Below are 18160 nucleotides of genomic sequence, written 5' to 3'. Positions count from 1 at the left end.
GGATGTCTTTGACGACCCGTTCGGCCGCCGGTTTGTCGGTTCCAACTTTCAGTCTCATCTTCACTCCTTGACGGTTCAGATGAGCCAGAAACCTTCCGTTATGCAAATACTCTAATCAGGCCCAAAGGTGCTGATCACGGACAGGGATACGGAGCGATCTTGCAACCCGTGTTGTCGGCGTGATTGGACCGGTCGAGGTCGCCAATGGCCGGCTGCGCCGGGCCGAACTTGCCCGCGTCGAAAGGCTTCCAACGCGCGACTTGCGGGCCTATGACATGTTCCTCAAGGGCATGGTTCATTGGGAAAAGTTCACGACAGAAGACAATCTGCTGGCCCGCAATGCCTTTTTTGCGCGCCGCCGAGATCGACCCGGGCTTTGCCAAGGCCTAACCAGATCAACCTGATATTCCGTCCCCGCCGCTATCAACTCACCGCAACCTCATACCGCCACGCCCGCAACGATGCGTTCAGCCTCTGGGCCGCTTACACCACCGAAATGGCAGCATGACCCTGCCTTTTCCGATGCTTCACAATCGAACGCAAACAACTTGGCAATGCCCGCCTTGTCCCTACGCTGGAAGATCTCAAGGACGGCCCAGAGCCGACCTTGAACCCGGCCATCTGATGCTGCTGTGCAGCCCGTCGAACCTGCCGTTCGCTGCGGGCGCAATTTCTAACTCAACCCGAACTCGCGGATTGCGGGACTTTCGCCTGGGGTCGCATAGAGAACAGACACGCATTTGGCGACATTTCTACATGATGGGATGACATCTGCTGATTCCATACATCAATCTACGGATCGCGTCCTTTCAGGCGTTGCGCTGATGCTTGGATTTTGCCTGACTGCCCCTTTGCTGGATGTTGCGGCGAAACTCGCATCGGCCAGTGTGCCTGTTGGGCAGATTACGGCTGCTCGCTTTATCGTGCAGTGCGCGTTGATGGCACCGTTCATCTGGATAATGGGACTGTCATTGCGTGTGGCAGAAGGTCAATTGGTGGTGCTCGTGTTTCGCTCATTACTTTTGCTGTTCGCAACCTTTTGCTTCATTGCGGCAATCCGTGTGATGCCGCTTGCCGATGCATTGGCAATCGTATTTGTGGCGCCGTTCATTGTCTTGTTGGTCGGCAAGTTTTATCTTGGTGAAGATGTCGGCCCCCGTCGTGTCGGGGCGGCTCTTGTAGGGTTTGTTGGGGTATTGTTCGTCATCCAGCCCAGTTTCGCGGCCTTTGGCGCAGTTGCAATACTTCCGCTTGGTACGGCAGTAGCCTTCGCTTTCTACATTCTTGTGACGCGCGGATTGTCGCGTCGCATGCACCCCGTGGCTCTGCAATTCCACACTGGCCTGATTGCCAGTCTGTTTTGCATTCCAACCTTATTAGTTGCGCAAGGTTCCGGCTCCGAGCTGTTCGATCCCGTTTGGCCGACAGACATCGCGTTGTTGTGGCTTCTGGGAGCTGGTTTTTTTGCGACGGTGAGCCACATGATGATGACCTATGCGCTTTCGTTTGCGCCTTCAGCGACATTGGCCCCTCTGCAGTACTTTGAACTGCCGGTAGCGACCCTGTTCGGCTATCTTGTCTTCAAAGACTTCCCGAACACGCTGAGCCTGATTGGTATTGCCATCATCATCAGTGCTGGGCTGTACATGATACATCGTGAAAGGGTCGTAGCCAGACAGTTGGTCACTGAGCGCGCAGCACCTCCAATCTAAGACTACACGCGCTCGCGGCCCTTACCTGACATTCGGCTCTACTTGAATTCTATTGATCATGTTCCTGAAAGCGGCCGCTCATTCACGGTGCCGAATTCAGGAAAAGCCGAGGACGACTTGGTGCGAAATTGGGTCAAAAAACTTCCGCCACTAAAATGCAACAAACTTATAGTTGTCTCGTCTTTAACTTAGCCGTAATTTGAGGCAACGGAATGATGAATTCCATCTAGAATGCAAGACCAGCCGTTAGAACCTGAAGGCGAGAAAAAGCCCGAGAAAACTTCCTTTTGGAAGACCGTGCCGGGCATCCTTACCGGAATTGCCGCAATTGTGACCGCAATAGCGGCACTTCTTACGGCGGTCGAAAAGGCGGGCCTCTTATCGAGTGGCTCAACGTCACCGCAACAAGAGAACGCAGCAGAAGGGGGTGTCACAACAACTGGCGACAATAGCCCGGTTGTTCAAAATACGGATGGCGATGTGAACATAACGGGCAACCAATGATCCGGGCGCTAGCAATCATGCTTACGGTATTTGCTATGCCATACGGTGTCAGAGCCCAAGAAATAACCACCTATGGAGATTGCAGCCCCGTGGTCAAGAACGTGGGGGGCGACGTGACCGTCGTCTGCTACAAGGACAGCAACCAGAAGCCCAAGTTCCGGGTTGTGTATTATCGGTTGGGAGGTATCGGTCAGAGCTTTCTCATCAACGGCAAGCTGTCACCTGAATGGGAAAAATATCTCGGTGGTCAACAGGCCATTGTAAACAATCCCATCCACAAGGAAATACGTACTCTCACAGATCGTTTTGGTCAGGAAATCTGGGGCAGCGATCTTTGGGGGAAGGTCGGGTTCGAGGGTGGGGATTTTGGCATGAGCCTGGCGGACTACGCCCGCCAGGTCGATGTCGGCGTCACCGTTTCGCAAGGCGAAGCTGGAGCGATTCCCGAACTAAGGCAGGGTGATGGTTGGAACGTTTTCGGACAAGGTTTGCTTTTTATTCCCGATCTTGACGCAGCCGAGTCCCTCTTCATACGCGGGGCCATACCTGCGGGCTATGCGGCTTTTTGGGGCAGCTCATCGGAATCAATGAGATGGGTTGAACAAGGACAGCGGATGACAGCTCCAACGCTCTGGAGGTCTCTGAATTCAGCTGATCTGGAAAACTACGAAGCGCGCTATGATGCCTATTTGGGCCGGGCCCTCAACATTTCAAATGATGCGAAAGACATGAGCAGCTTGCGTCAGCGCTCCGACCGCGGGAAGTTTGCCAATGCCGGTGCTGGGTTCGATCATGGACGGCGGATCGAACACCGCACGCTGGAGGCGCTGCGCTATGTCGCGCGCAACGGGCTTCCCGAGAACTATGCCCTCGTCACCGGTGAGCCAGGGGTTCATTATGGTTGGTCCTTCACTGCCCATACGCGCAGCGCGGACCTGCTGGTGGCCGTTCTTGAAAATGTCGGCGATCAGCCGATAGACGTGGGTGCATTCACCATCGCGGAAACCGGCGAAATGACACTCCGCCGGCACGCAGAAACACAGACTTTGCTGGAAGCGGCAACACCAGTCGAGAAACGCCTGTGGCCCCCGGGCGTTCTTGCGTCGGGCGAAAAACTTATCATACCTGTGCGTATCGAAATGCCGCTGATACCGGAATACTTCGACTGGATCGCTTCGGGGTATCGAGACAATTTTGCAGATGGGGAAGCAATCCGCAATGAAGCGGTGTCATCTGGTCAAACACCGATCATGTTTGTGCATCCTTCCGAAACCGGGAACGCGCTGTTTGCTCTCAACGCAGAAGATCTTCCAACCGGTCGCATACCGAATTTAGTGGAAAGGTTCGAATACGGCCCAGCCTGGGCGATCCGGGGATTGGAAATTGACGGCAAGACATACGATTTCCGCCAGCACGACCCGAACAATTTCATACTTTTTGCCGGCGGTGGCATCGGTAGTTGCCCCTACATTTATACCTATCATTCCGATGGCGAAATCTGGGTTGAGGAGAACCACTTCCTTTTCGGCGCAACGAGCCCGGGCAAAAAACGGACGGAAGAGCTTGAGCTGCGCCACTTCGAAGGGCGGCTTGAGATCCGCGAAAAAGAGCATGAACTAGCCCATCTTGACCAGATTACGCTGATCTTGCGCGACGACAAGGGGGGTGAAACCGCATACCCGGCAGTCTGGCCTGATGTTCTGGCAGAAATGGATGGCCAAGAGCTGATCCTTGGCTATGGCGAGCGTACAGAAGTTCACTTCGATCTGCCGGACGGCGTTTGGGAGGGAAAGACCGCTTTAGTTTCAGCCACTGGCTATTATGTGCCCTTCTCGGACCCGGCGCTGTTTGCTAGCATTGATTGATATCCGCGTGAAAATTGTGAGAGTAATGCGGCATGCAAATGCATTGCTTTAGGAGTTTGGCAATATCGGCCCAAACCGGCCGTTGGATCTAGGATGCCCATTCCTGCCGCTCGACCTCAACGCTAAGAACGTCTGCTTCCCGTTTCCAACTCCTCTATCCTCGCACCGAAACTTTGCTTTGGAAACTGTCGAGTTCCCTAAGCAAGGCTTTCCCGCACTTGGCATCCATCCGTTCGCAGTACTCGGCCCAGACCGCATTGAAGGGCAGATCCTTAATCTCTTCTGTCATCATGAAGCGCGTTGTGAAGTCCAGCGAGATTTCTGCGGTCCTCAATTGATCCAAAGGAAGAAGAAGTGCGCGCAACAGAGCCTTCTGCATATTGCGTGTTCCGATGACCCATGCGGCAGTTCGGCTGATCGTGGCATCGAAGAAATCAAGCCCGATATGAGTGCGGCCAAGTAGATCGCATGCAACCAGTTCCTGCGCCATGGCAAGAATGGAGTCATCGAGCAAGATAACGTGATCGCTGTCCCAGCGCATCGGGCGAGAGACGTGAAGCAGGATTTCGCCCACTGACAGGGCAACAGAACTTAGCTTGTCGGCGATGTTTTCGGTCGGGTGAAAATGCCCCATGTCGAGGCAAAGAAGCGTTCCCTTCCGCGTCGCAAAGCCCAGATAGAATTCATGGCTGCCAACCGTGTAAGCCTCGACCCCAATGCCGAACAATTTGCTTTCTACAGCGTCCAGAAGATGCCGGGAGTCGAGCTGTTCCGACAACATCGCGTCCAGCGAGTTCTCAAGCCGCTTTCTGGGCGCCATCCGGTCGATCGGGTGGTCTTTCATGCCATCAGGAACCCAAATGTTGTTGATGCATGCATTGCCCTGCGCAGCACCGAATTGCGCTGCAATATCGCGTGTGCGTTTGCCATGCTCAATCCAGAAGTCGCGGATGCCTTGATCAGGGTGCGCGAGGGTTAGATTGTCGTCAGCTTTCTCGTGGGCAAAGAAGGTGGGATTGAAATCCAACCCGATGTTTTGCTCATTGGCCCAATCGACCCAAGAGGCGAAGTGGCGGTACTCGATTTGATCGCGATCGGGTGTTTCATCAGTGTCCAGGTACATCGCGTGAAGGTTGAGACGGTGCACCCCCGGAATCTGCGAGTAAGCAAATTGCAGATCAGCCCGTAGTTCGTCCGGCGTGCGCGCTCGGCCTGGGTGATTACCTGTGGCCTGGATCCCGCCGCCTGAGCTGCCCGATTTCTTTTCGAAACCAACAACGTCATCTCCCTGCCAGCAATGCATGGAAATCGGGATGGTCTTTAGCTGCTCGATGGCGGCTTCGGTGTCGACGCCCCAATCTGCGAACTGTTGCCTCGCGTTATCATAGATGCTCATAACTTCGCTCCTTCGTATAACCTCAACGAGTGAAAGCCTGAACGTTTCCTGCATCCACGTTCAATATGTTGCCCGTGGATTTTGCCGAGGTTTCAGCCGCGAAGAAATAACAGGCCTCGGCAATATCTTCCGGCAGGACCGAACGTTTAAGCATCGATCGCTGGCGATACATTTCCTCCAGCCCTTCCTTGTTTGTTCCGTAGGTAGAAGCGCGCTGATCTAGCCAGTCACCCTCCCAGATTTTGGATCCACGCAGAACTGCATCGGGGTTGACGACGTTCACTCGGATACCCGCCTCAGCCCCTTCCAGCGCCAGACACCGCGCAAGATGGATTTCGGAGGCTTTGGCCGTGCAGTATGCCGAGGCGTTGAGTGAGGCCGCCAGCCCATTCTTGGAGGCAACAAATACTATGGAGCCGCCCAAGCCCTGCAGCCGGAGCAACTTGAAAGCCTCGCGACTGACAAGAAAGTATCCCGTGCTGAGGATATCCATACTCTTACTCCAAAGAGCCAGTGACGTTTCCTCAATCGGAGCCGAGGACGCAATACCCGCATTAGATACGAGGATATCAACTCCGCCGAACTCGCAGGCGGCTTCGTTGAATGAACGTGCCACAGTTTCTTCATTGGTAACATCCATGGTCACGCTGCGCATTACGTCGGCACCGTACTTTGCCGCGAGCGCTGTTTGGGTAGCGGCAAGGCCGTCGGCATTTATATCCGCGAGGACAACACAAGCGCCTTCAGAAAGATAACGTTCAGCCGTCGCTGCACCGATCCCACCAGCCCCACCGGTGACCAATGCAACCCGGCCTGCAAGCGATTTTGGCTTTGGCATGCGCTGCAGCTTGGCCTCTTCCAAAAGCCAATACTCGATGTCGAAGGCTTCTTGCTCTGGCAAACCGACATATTCGCTGACCAAGGAGGCTCCGCGCATCACATTGATGGCGTTGATGTAGAACTCGCCGGATATACGTGCCGTGGCCTTGTCCTTGGCAAAGGTGATCATACCAACCCCAGGCACCAGGTAGACTACGGCGTTAGGATCACGCAGTGCTGGGCTATCGTCATGCTTACAGCGCTTGTAGTAGGCGGTGTAGTCGTCGCGATATACCGCGACCTGGGCGGGCAAACCTTCAAGCACCTCATCAATATTACTTTTCGTTGGGTCGAAATTGATCACCAGAGGACGGATTTTCGTTCGCAAGAAGTGATCAGGGCAGGATGTTCCGAGTTCGGCAAGCGGTGCCATACCCTTGGCATTGACGAACTCCATTACCGCATCACTGTCATTGAAATGACCAATCATATGCTGATTGCTTGAGACAAGTCCGCGGATCGCAGGCATCAGCTGTGCGGCAACGGCGCGCCGATCTTCAGGCTTAAGGCTCTGGTAACGAGGGCCACCGAACGGTGCGACACCAGTTGTCATCTCGGCGAGCCATTGGGTGGCAGCGTTAATGACTTCAATTGTAATGTCATAGCAGGATTTCGAGGTGTCACCCCAGGTAAACAGCCCATGGCTTTCCAATACCACTCCGTCTGCATCCGGGTTTTCCAAGCAAAACTCTTCAAGCCACAAACCCAATTCGTAACCGGGTCGCTTCCACGGCAACCAACCGATTTTGTTGCCGAATACCTGTTGCGTCAGTTCCTTTGAGATTTTCGAAGCTGCAATTGCGATGATGGCGTCGGCATGGACATGATCCACGTGCTTACGTGGTACATAGGCATGCAACGGTGTGTCGATGGATGCGGCGCGCGGATTCAGTTTGAAAGTGCAATGCGGCAGGTAGCCAACCATTTCGTCTTCGAATTCCACACCGCGATACAGATTTTTCAGTGCGTTCAATCTTTCCATGTAGAGCGTCGCGAACCCGTCTATCTTAATTGAGCCAATGTCGCCTCCGGACCCCTTGACCCATAGCACCTCAACGTCTTTGCCGGTCAGGGGATCGGATTCAATGACCTTTGCCGAAGTGTTGCCTCCGCCATAATTTGTCACACGCTTGTCTGCGCCAAGGATATTCGAACGGTATAGCAGCAGTTCTGATTCGCTCATTCCAGCGACAGAAGCTTCATCCCAACGATTATCCAGAAGCGATTTATCTTCAGGTTTCAACATGTTGACCTCCGGGTCGGCGGCGCGCGCCTGAATTAGACTTAGGGTACATCCTGAAAAGGCTGCTCAGAATTGTCAATCACAAACAGTCAATATCAATCATGCTGCGCCGCAGAGTGATCGCATCTGATTGTTTTTGATTGACAGAAGTGTCGAATCTGCGCAGTCTTGACGATCAAGGGAGGCGTAAATGCACGAAAAAGAGCGTCATAGAGTTATTCTCTCTGCGGTTCAGGACCGTCCAGTCGTTACTGTTACGGATCTGTGCAATCTGACAGACGCGTCAGAGGCGACCATACGTCGTGACATCGCCACACTCGACGCAGAGCGCAAACTAAAGAGGGTAAGGGGTGGAGCCGAAGCACTCAACCCGCCGCAGTTTGTGGGGCTTGCAGGACGACCCTTTGCAATTAACGAAACTATGCGGACGCGTGAAAAGCAGGCTATCGCACGTGCGGCCGTAGAACTTTGCAATGATGGTGAATCGATCATCATCAATGGCGGCACCACCACTTTTCAGATGGTGCATCCGTTAGCATCGCGTCGGATGCAGGTTTTTACGAACTCGTTCCCGATTGCCGAGCATCTGCTCAAACACTCAAAGAATACCGTAATGCTGTCAGGCGGTGTGATCTATCGTGAGCAAAGCATCATTCTTTCCCCCTTCGAAAACGATGTGACGCGCAACTTCTACGCGCGACGCGTTTTTATGGGGGCGCAAGGACTGGGACCACTTGGTCTTATGGAGGCAGACCCGCTTCTGATCCAGGCAGAGGAGAAACTGATCGGTCAGGCGGACGAACTCATTGTCCTTGTCGACAGCTCCAAGTTTGAGAACCGGTCCAGTCTCGTACTGTGCCCGTTGAAACGGATCACAACTGTGATCACCGACGAGCGTATCTCGGACACTGCAGCCACCATGCTTGAGGCTGCTGATGTGAATTTGATCGTCGCTGAATCCGGCGCCGCTCAGGAGGAAGACGCAGCGGCTTCTTAGGGTCAGCGCGTCAATAAATGTTGTGACTATGGGAGGAAATGCAATGCACCGTCGCAATTTCAGTAAACTGGTCGCAGGTCTCGGACTTGCCATGAGCCTAACCAGCACCCCAGCGTTTGCCGAGGATAACTTGCGTATCGCGCTCGTAGTTAAGGCTCTTGGCATCGGGTTCTTTGAAGCTGCCGCCAAGGGCGCCGAAGAAGCGGCAGCGGAACTTGGGAATGTCGAGATCATCTACACTGGTCCGACTGATACCACCGCCGAAGGTCAGATAGAGGTTATTAACTCGCTGATTGCACAGGGCGTCGACGCCATTGCGATCTCGGCCAACGATCCCGATGCATTGGTGCCCGCTCTGAAAAAAGCGATGAGCCGCGGCATAACCGTTGTATCTTGGGACTCGGGAGTTTCACCCGAGGGCCGGGCATTGCACTTGAACCCATCGTCAACCGAACTGATCGGCAACACGATCATCAAACTGGCCGCGGATCACATGCCCGATGGAGGCGATGTTGCAATCCTGTCGGCGTCCGCAACCGCGACCAATCAGAACGCATGGATTGAGGCTGCAAAAGAAGTACTGCCGAATTACCCGGGCGTTAATCTGGTCTCGACGGTCTACGGAGATGACCTGTCGGATAAGTCCTATCGAGAAGCACAGGGCCTGATGGCGACATATCCCGATCTTAAAGCAATTATTGCTCCGACTACCGTGGGTATTTTGGCGTCATGCCAGGCAGTCACCGACGCAGGTAAAATCGGCGAAATCAATGTGACCGGTCTTGGTCTACCGTCAGAAATGGCCGGCTGCGTCGAGTCAGGTGCTACGAAGAGCTTCGCGATCTGGAATCCGATCGACCTTGGATATGCGGCAATCATGCTCGCCTACAGCATACATGAAGGGGCCGCGACCGATGCGGGGTCTTCGGTTCCGATGGGGCGTATGGGTGAAGCGACGCTGGACGACACAGGGTCGGCCGCGATGTCCGATCCGTTCACCTACGACAGCTCGAACGTCGACGACTTCAAGTCGATCTTCTGATTGTGGCTTGACCACCCGACCCGGCGTTGCGCGCCGGGTCATCACTTCTAATGAATGACATGGCCATGCAGATTCAACCCGAAGCGACAACCGCAGCCGACCGGGCTCTTGAACCGATCCTTGCACTTGACGGGATCACGAAAACCTTTCCCGGCGTGAAAGCTCTATCTGAGGTCGAATTGAAGCTTTACCCCAGCCAAGTGACCGCGCTTGTTGGCGAGAATGGCGCGGGCAAATCCACGGTCGTTAAAATCCTCACAGGGATCTACCAGCCTGACGGCGGAGCGATCCATGTAAATGGTGAGGCAATACAATTTTCCACGGCTCAAGATGCAGCGGACGCGGGGATCACCGCCATCCACCAAGAAACAGTACTGTTTGACGAACTGTCGGTCGCCGAAAACATCTTTCTGGGCCATGCGCCACGTGGTCGTTTCGGCTTGATCGATTGGGCAGGCATGGAGCAAAGGGCACAGGATATCCTGTCAGAAATCGGCGCAGAAATTAACCCTTCTACCAAACTGCGTGACCTTGGCATCGCCAATAAACACCTCGTCGCGATTGCCCGCGCGCTGTCCATCGACGCGCGCGTCGTCATCATGGACGAACCAACTGCAGCGCTGTCGCACAAAGAAATTCAAGAACTTTATCATCTTGTCGAAACACTTAAAGAGCAGGGTAAAGCCATCCTGTTCATTAGCCACAAGTTCGATGAAATCTTCAGGGTAGCGGATCACTTCACTGTTTTCCGTGATGGTCAGTTCATTGGCGACGGCCAAATTTCCGACATTACCGAAGCCAAACTGGTCAAGATGATGGTGGGGCGGGACGTGAGTCAGATCTTTCCAACTCGTGACAGCCGGATTGGACAACAAGTGCTTCAGGTCGTCGGGTACGATCACCCGACCGAATTTGCGGATATAGGCTTCACACTGCGCCAAGGTGAAGTTCTCGGCTTCTACGGTCTCGTTGGAGCCGGACGTTCAGAATTTATGCAGGCGCTATTCGGGATCACGAAACCATCCAAAGGCGTGACCAAGATTGATGGACATATCCGGGTGATCCGTTCTCCCGCTGACTCAATAGCAAACGGGGTTGTATACGTCCCAGAGGATAGAGGGACGCAGGGCGCCATTACCTCGCTTCCAATCTTTCAAAATGTGACGCTTCCGTCGCTTAATCGAACTTCAAAACACGGCTTTCTGCGACTGGCGGAGGAGTTTCGTCTGGCCAGAGAATATACAGAGCGTTTGGGTTTGCGCGCAGCCTCGCTTGATACCTCTGTGGGGTCTCTGTCTGGTGGAAACCAGCAAAAAGTTGTGATCGCCAAATGGCTGGCAACGCAGCCCAAGGTGATCATTCTGGATGAACCGACTAAGGGCATCGATATCGGGTCCAAGGCCGCTGTGCACGAGTTTATGGCTGAGCTTGCTGCTCAGGGCTTGGCCGTCATTATGGTTAGCTCAGAAATCCCCGAAATCATGGGAATGTCCGACCGGGTCATCGTCATGCGTGAAGGCCGTATCGCGGCGGAGTTGGCAGGCAAAGAGCTTTCCCCCGAAACCCTTGTCCGCCATGCGGCAGGTATCTGATGGAGGCCGCAAGTTTGCTGAAACGGTTCATTGCTTCTCGTGAAATCCTGTTGTTGGGTGCGATTGCTGTACTACTGGTGCTGATCTCAATGCGCTTCCCAAACTTCGTCACACTTTCCAACCTCGCCGATGTGTTTAATGACACTTCGCCTCTGATCTTGCTCGCCATCGGCCAGATGATCGTGATCCTAACCAAGTGTATCGACTTGTCAGTGGCTGCGAACCTTGCTCTGACCGGCATGATCGTTTCCATGATCAATGTTACAGCGCCAGGCGTGCCAGTCGCTGTCATCATTACCGTAGCTGTCGCTCTTGGTACGATGATGGGCATGGTCAACGGAATTTTGATTTGGAAACTCAGTATCCCGCCTATCGTTGTAACCCTTGGCACCATGACCATTTTCCGCGGGATCATCTTTTTAATTTCCGACGGAAAATGGGTGAACAGCCACGAAATGAGCGCCGCTTTTAAAGCGTTCTCTCGGTCTGAAATTCTGGGCCTGCCTATGCTGAGCTGGATCGCCATCATAGCAGTGATCACGTTCGCCATCGTGATGACGCGGACGACACTGGGACGTGCATTCTATGCCGTTGGTGGCAATCCGCACGCAGCAACTTACACCGGCATCGATGTCGGAAAGACCCAGTTCTGGGCGTTTACAATCTCAGGTGCACTGGCCGGCTTGGTCGGGTATCTCTGGGTGTCACGCTATGCCGTGGCCTATGTCGACATTGCGGGCGGGTTCGAGCTTGATGTGGTCGCCGCTTGTGTGATCGGCGGTGTTTCGATTGCGGGCGGCATCGGTTCGGTTGGCGGCGCGTTGTTGGGAGCGTTGTTTCTTGGTGTGATCAAAAATGCCCTACCTGTCATCAACGTCTCACCCTTCTGGCAACTGGCGATCTCGGGCAGTGCCATCATCATTGCCGTGGCGTTGAACTCACGTGCCAATCGCGAAAAGGGTCGGATCATCCTCAAATCAGCGGAGCATGCGGCATGAGTACCACCGACCGTTTCATCCCCGACCGATTGCAATCGCCATTGGAGCGGAAGCTAAAAAGCTGGGAGTCTCTGCTGCTAGTAGTCGCCATCGCTATCTTCATCGCCAACAGCTTTGCCTCGCCATATTTCCTCAACGCGTGGAACCTTTCTGACGCGACTTTCAATTTCACTGAAAAGGCAATGATTGCATTCGCAATGGCACTCCTGATCATTTCGGGCGAAATTGACTTATCTGTTGCCTCGATAATCGCGCTTGCATCCACGGCCATGGGTGCGGCGGTCCAAATGGGGGCCGGGACGCCGGTCTTAATCCTTGTCGGTTTGGGAACTGGGGTTCTGTGCGGGGCCTTCAACGGGGTCTTGGTTACCCGTCTGGGCTTGCCTTCAATCGTGGTCACCATCGGTACCATGAGCCTGTTCCGAGGGATCAGTTATATCGTCCTGGGGGATCAGGTATACAAGGGTTACCCGACGGATTTTGCTTACTTTGGCCAGGGCTATGTCTTTTGGGTTATTTCGTTCGAGTTCGTCCTGTTTGCGCTGCTTGCTATGATCTATGGGGTGATCCTGCACAAAACCAACTTTGGCCGCGCGGTCTATGCCATCGGCAACAACCCCACTGGGGCGCTGTTCTCAGGCATCCGGGTAGCGCGAGTGAAGTTCCTTCTGTTCTTGCTGACAGGTCTGATGTCTGGTGTAGCTGCGATCTGCCTTACATCACGTCTTGGATCGACACGCCCATCGATTGCGTTCGGATGGGAACTTGAGGTGGTTACAATGGTCGTGCTGGGCGGGGTCAACATTCTTGGTGGGTCAGGCAGTATCCCCGGTGTTGTCATCGCTGCGTTTGTGATGGGGTTGGTAACCTTTGGGCTTGGGCTTCTGAATGTACCTGGCATCGTGATGTCCATCGTGATCGGTGCGCTTCTGATTGGAGTCATCGCACTGCCCCGCCTTTGGAATATGTGGAGAGGCTGATGCAGAAATATGCGTTCAAGATGACGTTGAACCCTGGCTGCAAAGACGAATACCGCAGGCGCCATGATGAAATCCGGCCAGAGCTTCTGGATCTTCTGAAACAGGCGGGGGTGTCTGACTATTCGATCCACCTAGATGACGAAACAGGTATTCTGTTTGGCGTCCTATGGCGGACCGATGATCACACAATGGAAGACCTGCCAGCACACCCGATAGTGCAGCGATGGTGGGCGCATATGGCGGATACTATGCAAACCCATCAAGACAACGAACCAGTTGCCAAGCCACTGGAAACCGTATTCCACATGTCGTGAGGCGCCTTGCATATGGTTAAGGGCCACGTTGCTGTCATCGACATCGGAAAAACCAACGCAAAACTGGCGTTGGTCGATCTGGCCAACATGTCCGAGCTGGCTGTCATCACCCGGCCTAATACCGTGCTGCAAGGCGCCCCGTGGCCGCATTTCGATGTCGAAGGGCATTGGGAGTTTATTCTGCATGGGTTGGCGGATTTCCATCGTGCGCACGGCGTCTCTGCCATATCCGTGACGACACATGGGGCGTGCGTCGCCCTGCTTGCTGCTGACGGCTCCTTATCCGCACCAATCTTGGATTATGAGTTTACCGGACCAGAAACGCTCGCTGATGCCTATGATACCATTCGCCCTCCCTTTTCTGAAACAGGGTCTCCCAGACTTTCGATGGGCCTTAACGTTGGCGCGCAATTGTACTGGCAATTTCAGGTTGATCCGGAACTGAAAACACGCACGAAAACGATCGTGACCTATCCTCAGTATTGGGGACACCGTTTGACCGGTGTCGCAGCAACGGATGTGACTTCTCTTGGCTGCCATACTGACCTGTGGAACCCCCACACAGGACGTTTCTCGTCGTTGGTCGCAGACCTTGGGATAGCACGCAAACTCGCAGCTCCGCGCCGCCCCAGAGAGGTTCTTGGCACCGTTTTGTCCGACATCGCGGACCGCACAGGTCTTGCGCTGGATACTCGGGTCTTTTGCGGTATTCACGACTCAAATGCTTCACTGCTGCCGCATGTTATTGGCCAGCAGACACCGTTTTCGGTCGTTTCAACCGGTACTTGGGTAATCGCGATGTCGATCGCTAGGCATAGGATCGCGCTCGACCCGAACGCGGACACACTTATCAATGTAAACGCCCTTGGAAACGCTGTTCCATCGGCACGTTTCATGGGCGGGCGAGAGTACGACATCGCTGTCGGGTACCAGAATTGCCCAACTCCCTCGGATGCCGACATGCTAACGATACTGAAAGACAAAGCGATGTTGCTTCCTGCGGTTGTCACGGAATGTGGGCCATTTCGTGGTCGGAAAGCTCACTGGATCGGCCCAGAACCCGCTTTGGGTTCGTCCCTTCGCAAAGCAGCGGTCAGTTTCTATCTTGCACTGGTCACTTCCCGCTGCCTCAAGAAGATCGGCCACCAAGGCCCGATCATCGTCGAGGGTCCCTTCGCCACAAACCGTGCTTTTCTTTTGATGCTGTCAGCTGTTACAAATGCGCCAATCAAGGTTTCCCGAACTGCCACCGGGACAGGCCAGGGCGCAGCTATGCTTGTCGATCCTTCGAGCGCGGCCGTTTCCCTTGAAGCACCACCCCCCCCACAACCAGGTACTTTCAGAAACGACCTGCTTTCTTATGCTGAAAACTGGCATGGGAATTTGCGGAACTGAGGCTTGTTTGCGATTCCGTCAAAACAGATTTTGGCGTTGATTGGGCGTTGTTGCGTAATTCACGCGTGAAGCGTGACGGCCCCTTTCCCCACGGGTGTCATGCCACACGAACGATTTCGGCGGTGACGAGAGTATTGAAGCGGTTCATGAGAGCTACGCGGATGTGGATTTCTGCGGATTGTCGGTCAGGGTCTCTTGCTGTGATGCGCTTGCCGAATGCCTTGAGGCAACGCATCCACTGCCCGGCAGTGGTTTGCTTGCAAACCATGAGAGGGTTCGCCTCGATCCGGCTCTGAGCGTAATAGCCTGTCCAGCGCTTCCAGAACGCCCGACCGTAGTGCCGGGTAGCGCGTAGTGTTTCGTTCCTGACCCGAGCTGCCGAGCAGTCTTCCTTCCAGGGTCGACCGTTCTTGCGGATGGGAATGATCGGGGCGGCGTTACGCTCGATGATGGCGGTGTAGCAGCGCCGGGTGTCGTAGGCGCCGTCCGCAGTCACCGTGCCGATCTCGTCATCCTTCGGGATCTGGTCGAGCAACTCTGGCAGCACCGGACTGTCGCCATCGCAGCTGGGAGTGAACTCGACGGCGCAGATGTCGGAGGTAGCCGTATCCATGGCCAGTTGCACCTTGCGCCGCTAACGGCAACCCCGAACGCCATGCTTGCGGACTTGCCACTCGCCATCGCCGAGAAACTTGATCCCGGTGCTGTCCGCTGCCCGACAGAGCATTGCGCAGCAATGTCCCGAGAGGGGACCAGAATATTGAGGGGACCGTCGGCACGGCGATGCGGGATCTGAACGGCTAAGGCCTTCTGCCGACGGCAAAGGGTGGAGTAATCGGGAGCTGGCCAGTCCAACCCGACCATGCGCAAGAGGCTAGCGACCATCCTCGCTGTCTGTCTCAGTGGCAGCTTGAACAGCACCTTGATGGACAGGGTGAATTGGATCGCCGCATTCGAAAAGACGGACGGGCGCCAAGGTCGACCCTCATGCGCCGCAATCCAGGACATGTCATTGTCCAGCCAGATAAGAAGTGACCCGCGCTTCTTGAGCCCAGCATTGTAGTCAGACCAGTTCATGGTGCGGTAGCGGGTGGATGATAGATTACTCATTCACCCCGTTTAACCATATGGATTCACGTTGTGAATCCTTCAAAGAGAGAGTTTTGCAACAACGCCGCTCGGTATCAAGATCTTCGACCGAGAACGCTAAGTGACCATATCCTGTGCCAAGATCATACGGCTGAGTGGTCTTTTTGTTGACGGTCAGTTCCAACTCGAACGAGCTCTCTGAGTTGGAGAGGTAAAGCAAAGTGAAATCCCGAATATCAAGTCTGTCAGTGACTGACAGATCAAATGCTGTCTTGTAAAACTTGACAGACCGGCCTTCTTCAAGAACCCGGATCATGCTATGTATTGCTTTGGCCATCGGTTACCCTTTCAAAAAGTTAAATTCATTGGAAGTCATGCGTTTGAAGGGTGCGATCTGGCATTCTTTGCTTGGTCGGACAACCCAAAGCACAAGTGACCCAAGTAGCGTCAGCACCTCGTCGCATGGCGAAATCCGGTTCTGTGGTGATCATCGATCAGACCCGACAGTTCGGCGTTTTTTCGGCGTATTTGAGGGGCACGGATACCCAAAATATTCCTGTATTTGGCGACCGTTCGTCTTGAAACACTAAATCCGTGGCTTTTTGCCTTAGTAGCGATTTCGCCGTCACTGAGCGGCGACTTTCTGTCCTCACCGTCGACCAATTTTTTGATCATTTGGAACGCAACATGTCTGGTTGTCGGCTGGCCACAATAAGTCACGGGCTGGCAAAACAGGGATTTTGCACCGATGTTTCCATGCGGGCACTGGATAGTTAGTCCGGTCACCACGCGGCTGACCGTTGCTTCGCTGACTCCAAGATCATCTGCAATTTCGCTCATACTCATCGGGGAAAGCGCCGCGTAGCCATGTTTAAGAAAATCGCGCTGTCTGGCAAAAATGGCTTCGATCACGGCCAGAGTTGTCGAATTTCTATACTCCAGGGAATTTTTGAGCGATTTTGCCTCTCGAACCAACTCATTGAGGCGCGACGGTAAATTCAGGGCAGATTGTCCGGCCGTCTCCTCCGCATGCAAGAGCCGAATAGATGGGAAGCTGGACTTGGTGAGCTCGATCACCAGATCCTGATTTTCAATGTTCAGAATGACATCGCTTTGGCGGGATAGTGTTTCATCGATTTCAAATGCCGATCCGGGTTTGGGGTTCATTCGCCGGATAAGATACAAGCGGTGTGCCACATCGGCCGGATCAACGTTCAGCCGGTTCGCCATGGTTGCAATATCACAATCCAAAAGCTCCTCCAGGCGTGAGATCAAGCCTTCCATGATCTCGTCCAGCTGATCGCGATCCAACGCCTGAAGGCGCAGGCATTCCTTTAGGTTTCGCGCAAACAACCCAGCCGGCTCAAGTGTCTGAAGGCGTTTTAAAACGTGGCGGCAATCCGAAACAGCGAAACCATAAATGGCGGATATTTCGTCCAGCGACCTGCCAAGCCAGCCACTTGGTTCCAATTCCATCATCAGAATCTGCGCTATCTGGCTTTCATGATCGGTCTCAAGAACTAGCGGCAACTGGTCTGTGATTTGCCGGTACAAGCTTTTGTGCACATCACTGGCATTTTCCGGGATGTATCCACCATTGCCGCTCGGCCGACTGCTGGGCAGGTCCGGATCCGGCCGGGTGATCTCTAAGAACGGGTTGTTTTCGGCAGCCGACGATAGATGTTCGAGCAGTTCCGTTTTGTCCATTCGAGTGATTTTGAACGCCTGCACCATCGTGTGGTTCAAGATTTTGGTCTGGCGTGCGGAATGCGTAAGGCTTAGTCCCATGAAAAGTGCCTCATATCTGATGCTGTCAATGAACGGTATGTTGCTGTGGCCGCCAGCGGGGCAGAATGCAGTTTCAAGACACTATGTGTCGATTGTCGTTGATCATCACGCTGCTGTGAGAAAAACTCGGCCCGGTCATGGAAAAAAAAACAGATCAAGCTTTGCCCGTGTCGTTGGACCGAAGCTATCCCGGTGTCTCGCCACAGCTTTTGGCCCGTACGCGCCAGATGTGGTCGGCCCGGGGTTTGGATTTGGACAAAATCTGGCAAAATACAATTGCGTGTCTTCGTGGTTTTTGGGCCGTTGATGATTGGAAAACTGGTGCTAGTAGCTGGCCCATCGGCAATTTTTACTAATTTTATCAAT

Annotated in this window: 15 protein-coding genes and 2 pseudogenes; 12 read left to right on the top strand and 5 right to left on the bottom strand. The window is 54.1% G+C overall.

The window, feature by feature from the left end; genetic code table 11:
• The first annotated feature begins 179 nt into the window (after nt 1–179).
• The 5 genes and pseudogenes from AB1E33_RS26805 (at nt 180) to AB1E33_RS26785 (ending at nt 4081) form a co-directional block, all read left to right on the top strand.
• Nucleotides 180–404, top strand: coding sequence for a hypothetical protein (locus tag AB1E33_RS26805; protein ID WP_372580285.1), 225 nt, complete (start codon nt 180–182; stop codon nt 402–404).
• Nucleotides 386–508: pseudogene (locus tag AB1E33_RS26800) on the top strand (IS6 family transposase); the annotation flags it as partial. The gene AB1E33_RS26805 and the pseudogene AB1E33_RS26800, both read left to right, overlap by 19 nt.
• Before the next feature lie 256 nt (nt 509–764).
• Nucleotides 765–1712: a DMT family transporter gene (locus tag AB1E33_RS26795; protein ID WP_372580274.1), complete on the top strand. Its 948-nt coding sequence runs from the start codon at nt 765–767 to the stop codon at nt 1710–1712.
• A 231-nt stretch (nt 1713–1943) separates the two neighbouring features.
• Nucleotides 1944–2216: a hypothetical protein gene (locus AB1E33_RS26790; protein ID WP_372580273.1), complete on the top strand. Its 273-nt coding sequence runs from the start codon at nt 1944–1946 to the stop codon at nt 2214–2216.
• An 89-nt stretch (nt 2217–2305) separates the two neighbouring features.
• Nucleotides 2306–4081: a hypothetical protein gene (locus tag AB1E33_RS26785; protein WP_372580272.1), complete on the top strand. Its 1776-nt coding sequence runs from the start codon at nt 2306–2308 to the stop codon at nt 4079–4081.
• 154 nt (nt 4082–4235) lie between these two features.
• Here AB1E33_RS26785 and AB1E33_RS26780 read toward each other — a convergent pair whose 3' ends face one another.
• Entirely contained in the window at nt 4236–5477 is a 1242-nt protein-coding gene (locus tag AB1E33_RS26780; protein WP_372580271.1) for an L-rhamnose isomerase, read from the bottom strand.
• 22 nt (nt 5478–5499) lie between these two features.
• Nucleotides 5500–7602, bottom strand: a complete 2103-nt coding sequence (locus tag AB1E33_RS26775) for a bifunctional rhamnulose-1-phosphate aldolase/short-chain dehydrogenase (RefSeq protein ID WP_372580270.1) — start codon at nt 7600–7602, stop codon at nt 5500–5502.
• A gap of 187 nt (nt 7603–7789) precedes the next feature.
• On the opposite strand from AB1E33_RS26775, the gene AB1E33_RS26770 reads away from it, so the two are divergent.
• The 7 genes from AB1E33_RS26770 to AB1E33_RS26740 all read left to right on the top strand — a co-directional run bounded on the left by AB1E33_RS26770 (nt 7790) and on the right by AB1E33_RS26740 (nt 14917).
• Complete coding sequence (locus AB1E33_RS26770) at nt 7790–8596, top strand: DeoR/GlpR family DNA-binding transcription regulator (RefSeq protein WP_372580269.1); 807 nt, start codon at nt 7790–7792, stop codon at nt 8594–8596.
• A gap of 91 nt (nt 8597–8687) precedes the next feature.
• Entirely contained in the window at nt 8688–9638 is a 951-nt protein-coding gene (gene rhaS / locus AB1E33_RS26765; protein ID WP_372580268.1) for a rhamnose ABC transporter substrate-binding protein, read from the top strand.
• Nucleotides 9639–9697: 59 nt separating this feature from the next.
• A complete protein-coding gene (locus AB1E33_RS26760) occupies nt 9698–11230 on the top strand; it encodes a sugar ABC transporter ATP-binding protein (protein ID WP_372580284.1) in 1533 nt (510 codons plus the stop codon).
• Nucleotides 11230–12228 carry an ABC transporter permease gene (locus AB1E33_RS26755; RefSeq protein WP_372580267.1) on the top strand — a complete coding sequence of 333 codons (999 nt, stop codon included), beginning with the start codon at nt 11230–11232 and terminating at the stop codon, nt 12226–12228. The genes AB1E33_RS26760 and AB1E33_RS26755 overlap by 1 nt, the downstream gene beginning before the upstream one ends.
• Nucleotides 12225–13208 (top strand): ABC transporter permease, encoded by a 984-nt coding sequence (locus AB1E33_RS26750; RefSeq protein WP_372580266.1) that lies wholly within the window; start codon nt 12225–12227, stop codon nt 13206–13208. The genes AB1E33_RS26755 and AB1E33_RS26750 overlap by 4 nt, the downstream gene beginning before the upstream one ends.
• Nucleotides 13208–13522 (top strand): L-rhamnose mutarotase, encoded by a 315-nt coding sequence (gene rhaM / locus AB1E33_RS26745; protein ID WP_372580265.1) that lies wholly within the window; start codon nt 13208–13210, stop codon nt 13520–13522. The genes AB1E33_RS26750 and rhaM overlap by 1 nt, the downstream gene beginning before the upstream one ends.
• 12 nt (nt 13523–13534) lie before the next feature.
• On the top strand, nt 13535–14917 hold the full coding sequence (locus tag AB1E33_RS26740; RefSeq protein ID WP_372580283.1) for an FGGY-family carbohydrate kinase: 1383 nt from the start codon (nt 13535–13537) through the stop codon (nt 14915–14917).
• 97 nt (nt 14918–15014) lie between these two features.
• Here the strand turns inward: AB1E33_RS26740 and AB1E33_RS26735 are convergent.
• The 3 genes and pseudogenes from AB1E33_RS26735 to rpoN all read right to left on the bottom strand — a co-directional run bounded on the left by AB1E33_RS26735 (nt 15015) and on the right by rpoN (nt 17794).
• A pseudogene (locus tag AB1E33_RS26735) lies at nt 15015–16027 on the bottom strand (IS5 family transposase).
• Nucleotides 16020–16343 carry a VOC family protein gene (locus tag AB1E33_RS26730; RefSeq protein WP_372580264.1) on the bottom strand — a complete coding sequence of 108 codons (324 nt, stop codon included), beginning with the start codon at nt 16341–16343 and terminating at the stop codon, nt 16020–16022. The pseudogene AB1E33_RS26735 and the gene AB1E33_RS26730 overlap by 8 nt, the downstream one beginning before the upstream one ends.
• A 110-nt stretch (nt 16344–16453) precedes the next feature.
• The gene (gene rpoN / locus AB1E33_RS26725) at nt 16454–17794 is read right to left on the bottom strand and encodes an RNA polymerase factor sigma-54 (protein ID WP_372580263.1); all 1341 of its coding nucleotides are present in this window, start codon (nt 17792–17794) and stop codon (nt 16454–16456) included.
• Nucleotides 17795–18160 lie beyond the last annotated feature (366 nt).

Source organism: Ruegeria hyattellae (assembly GCF_041537925.1).
GTDB lineage: Bacteria > Pseudomonadota > Alphaproteobacteria > Rhodobacterales > Rhodobacteraceae > Ruegeria_C.
Note: the sequence above shows the minus strand (reverse complement) of the source record. Positions and strands in the feature narration are given on the sequence as shown.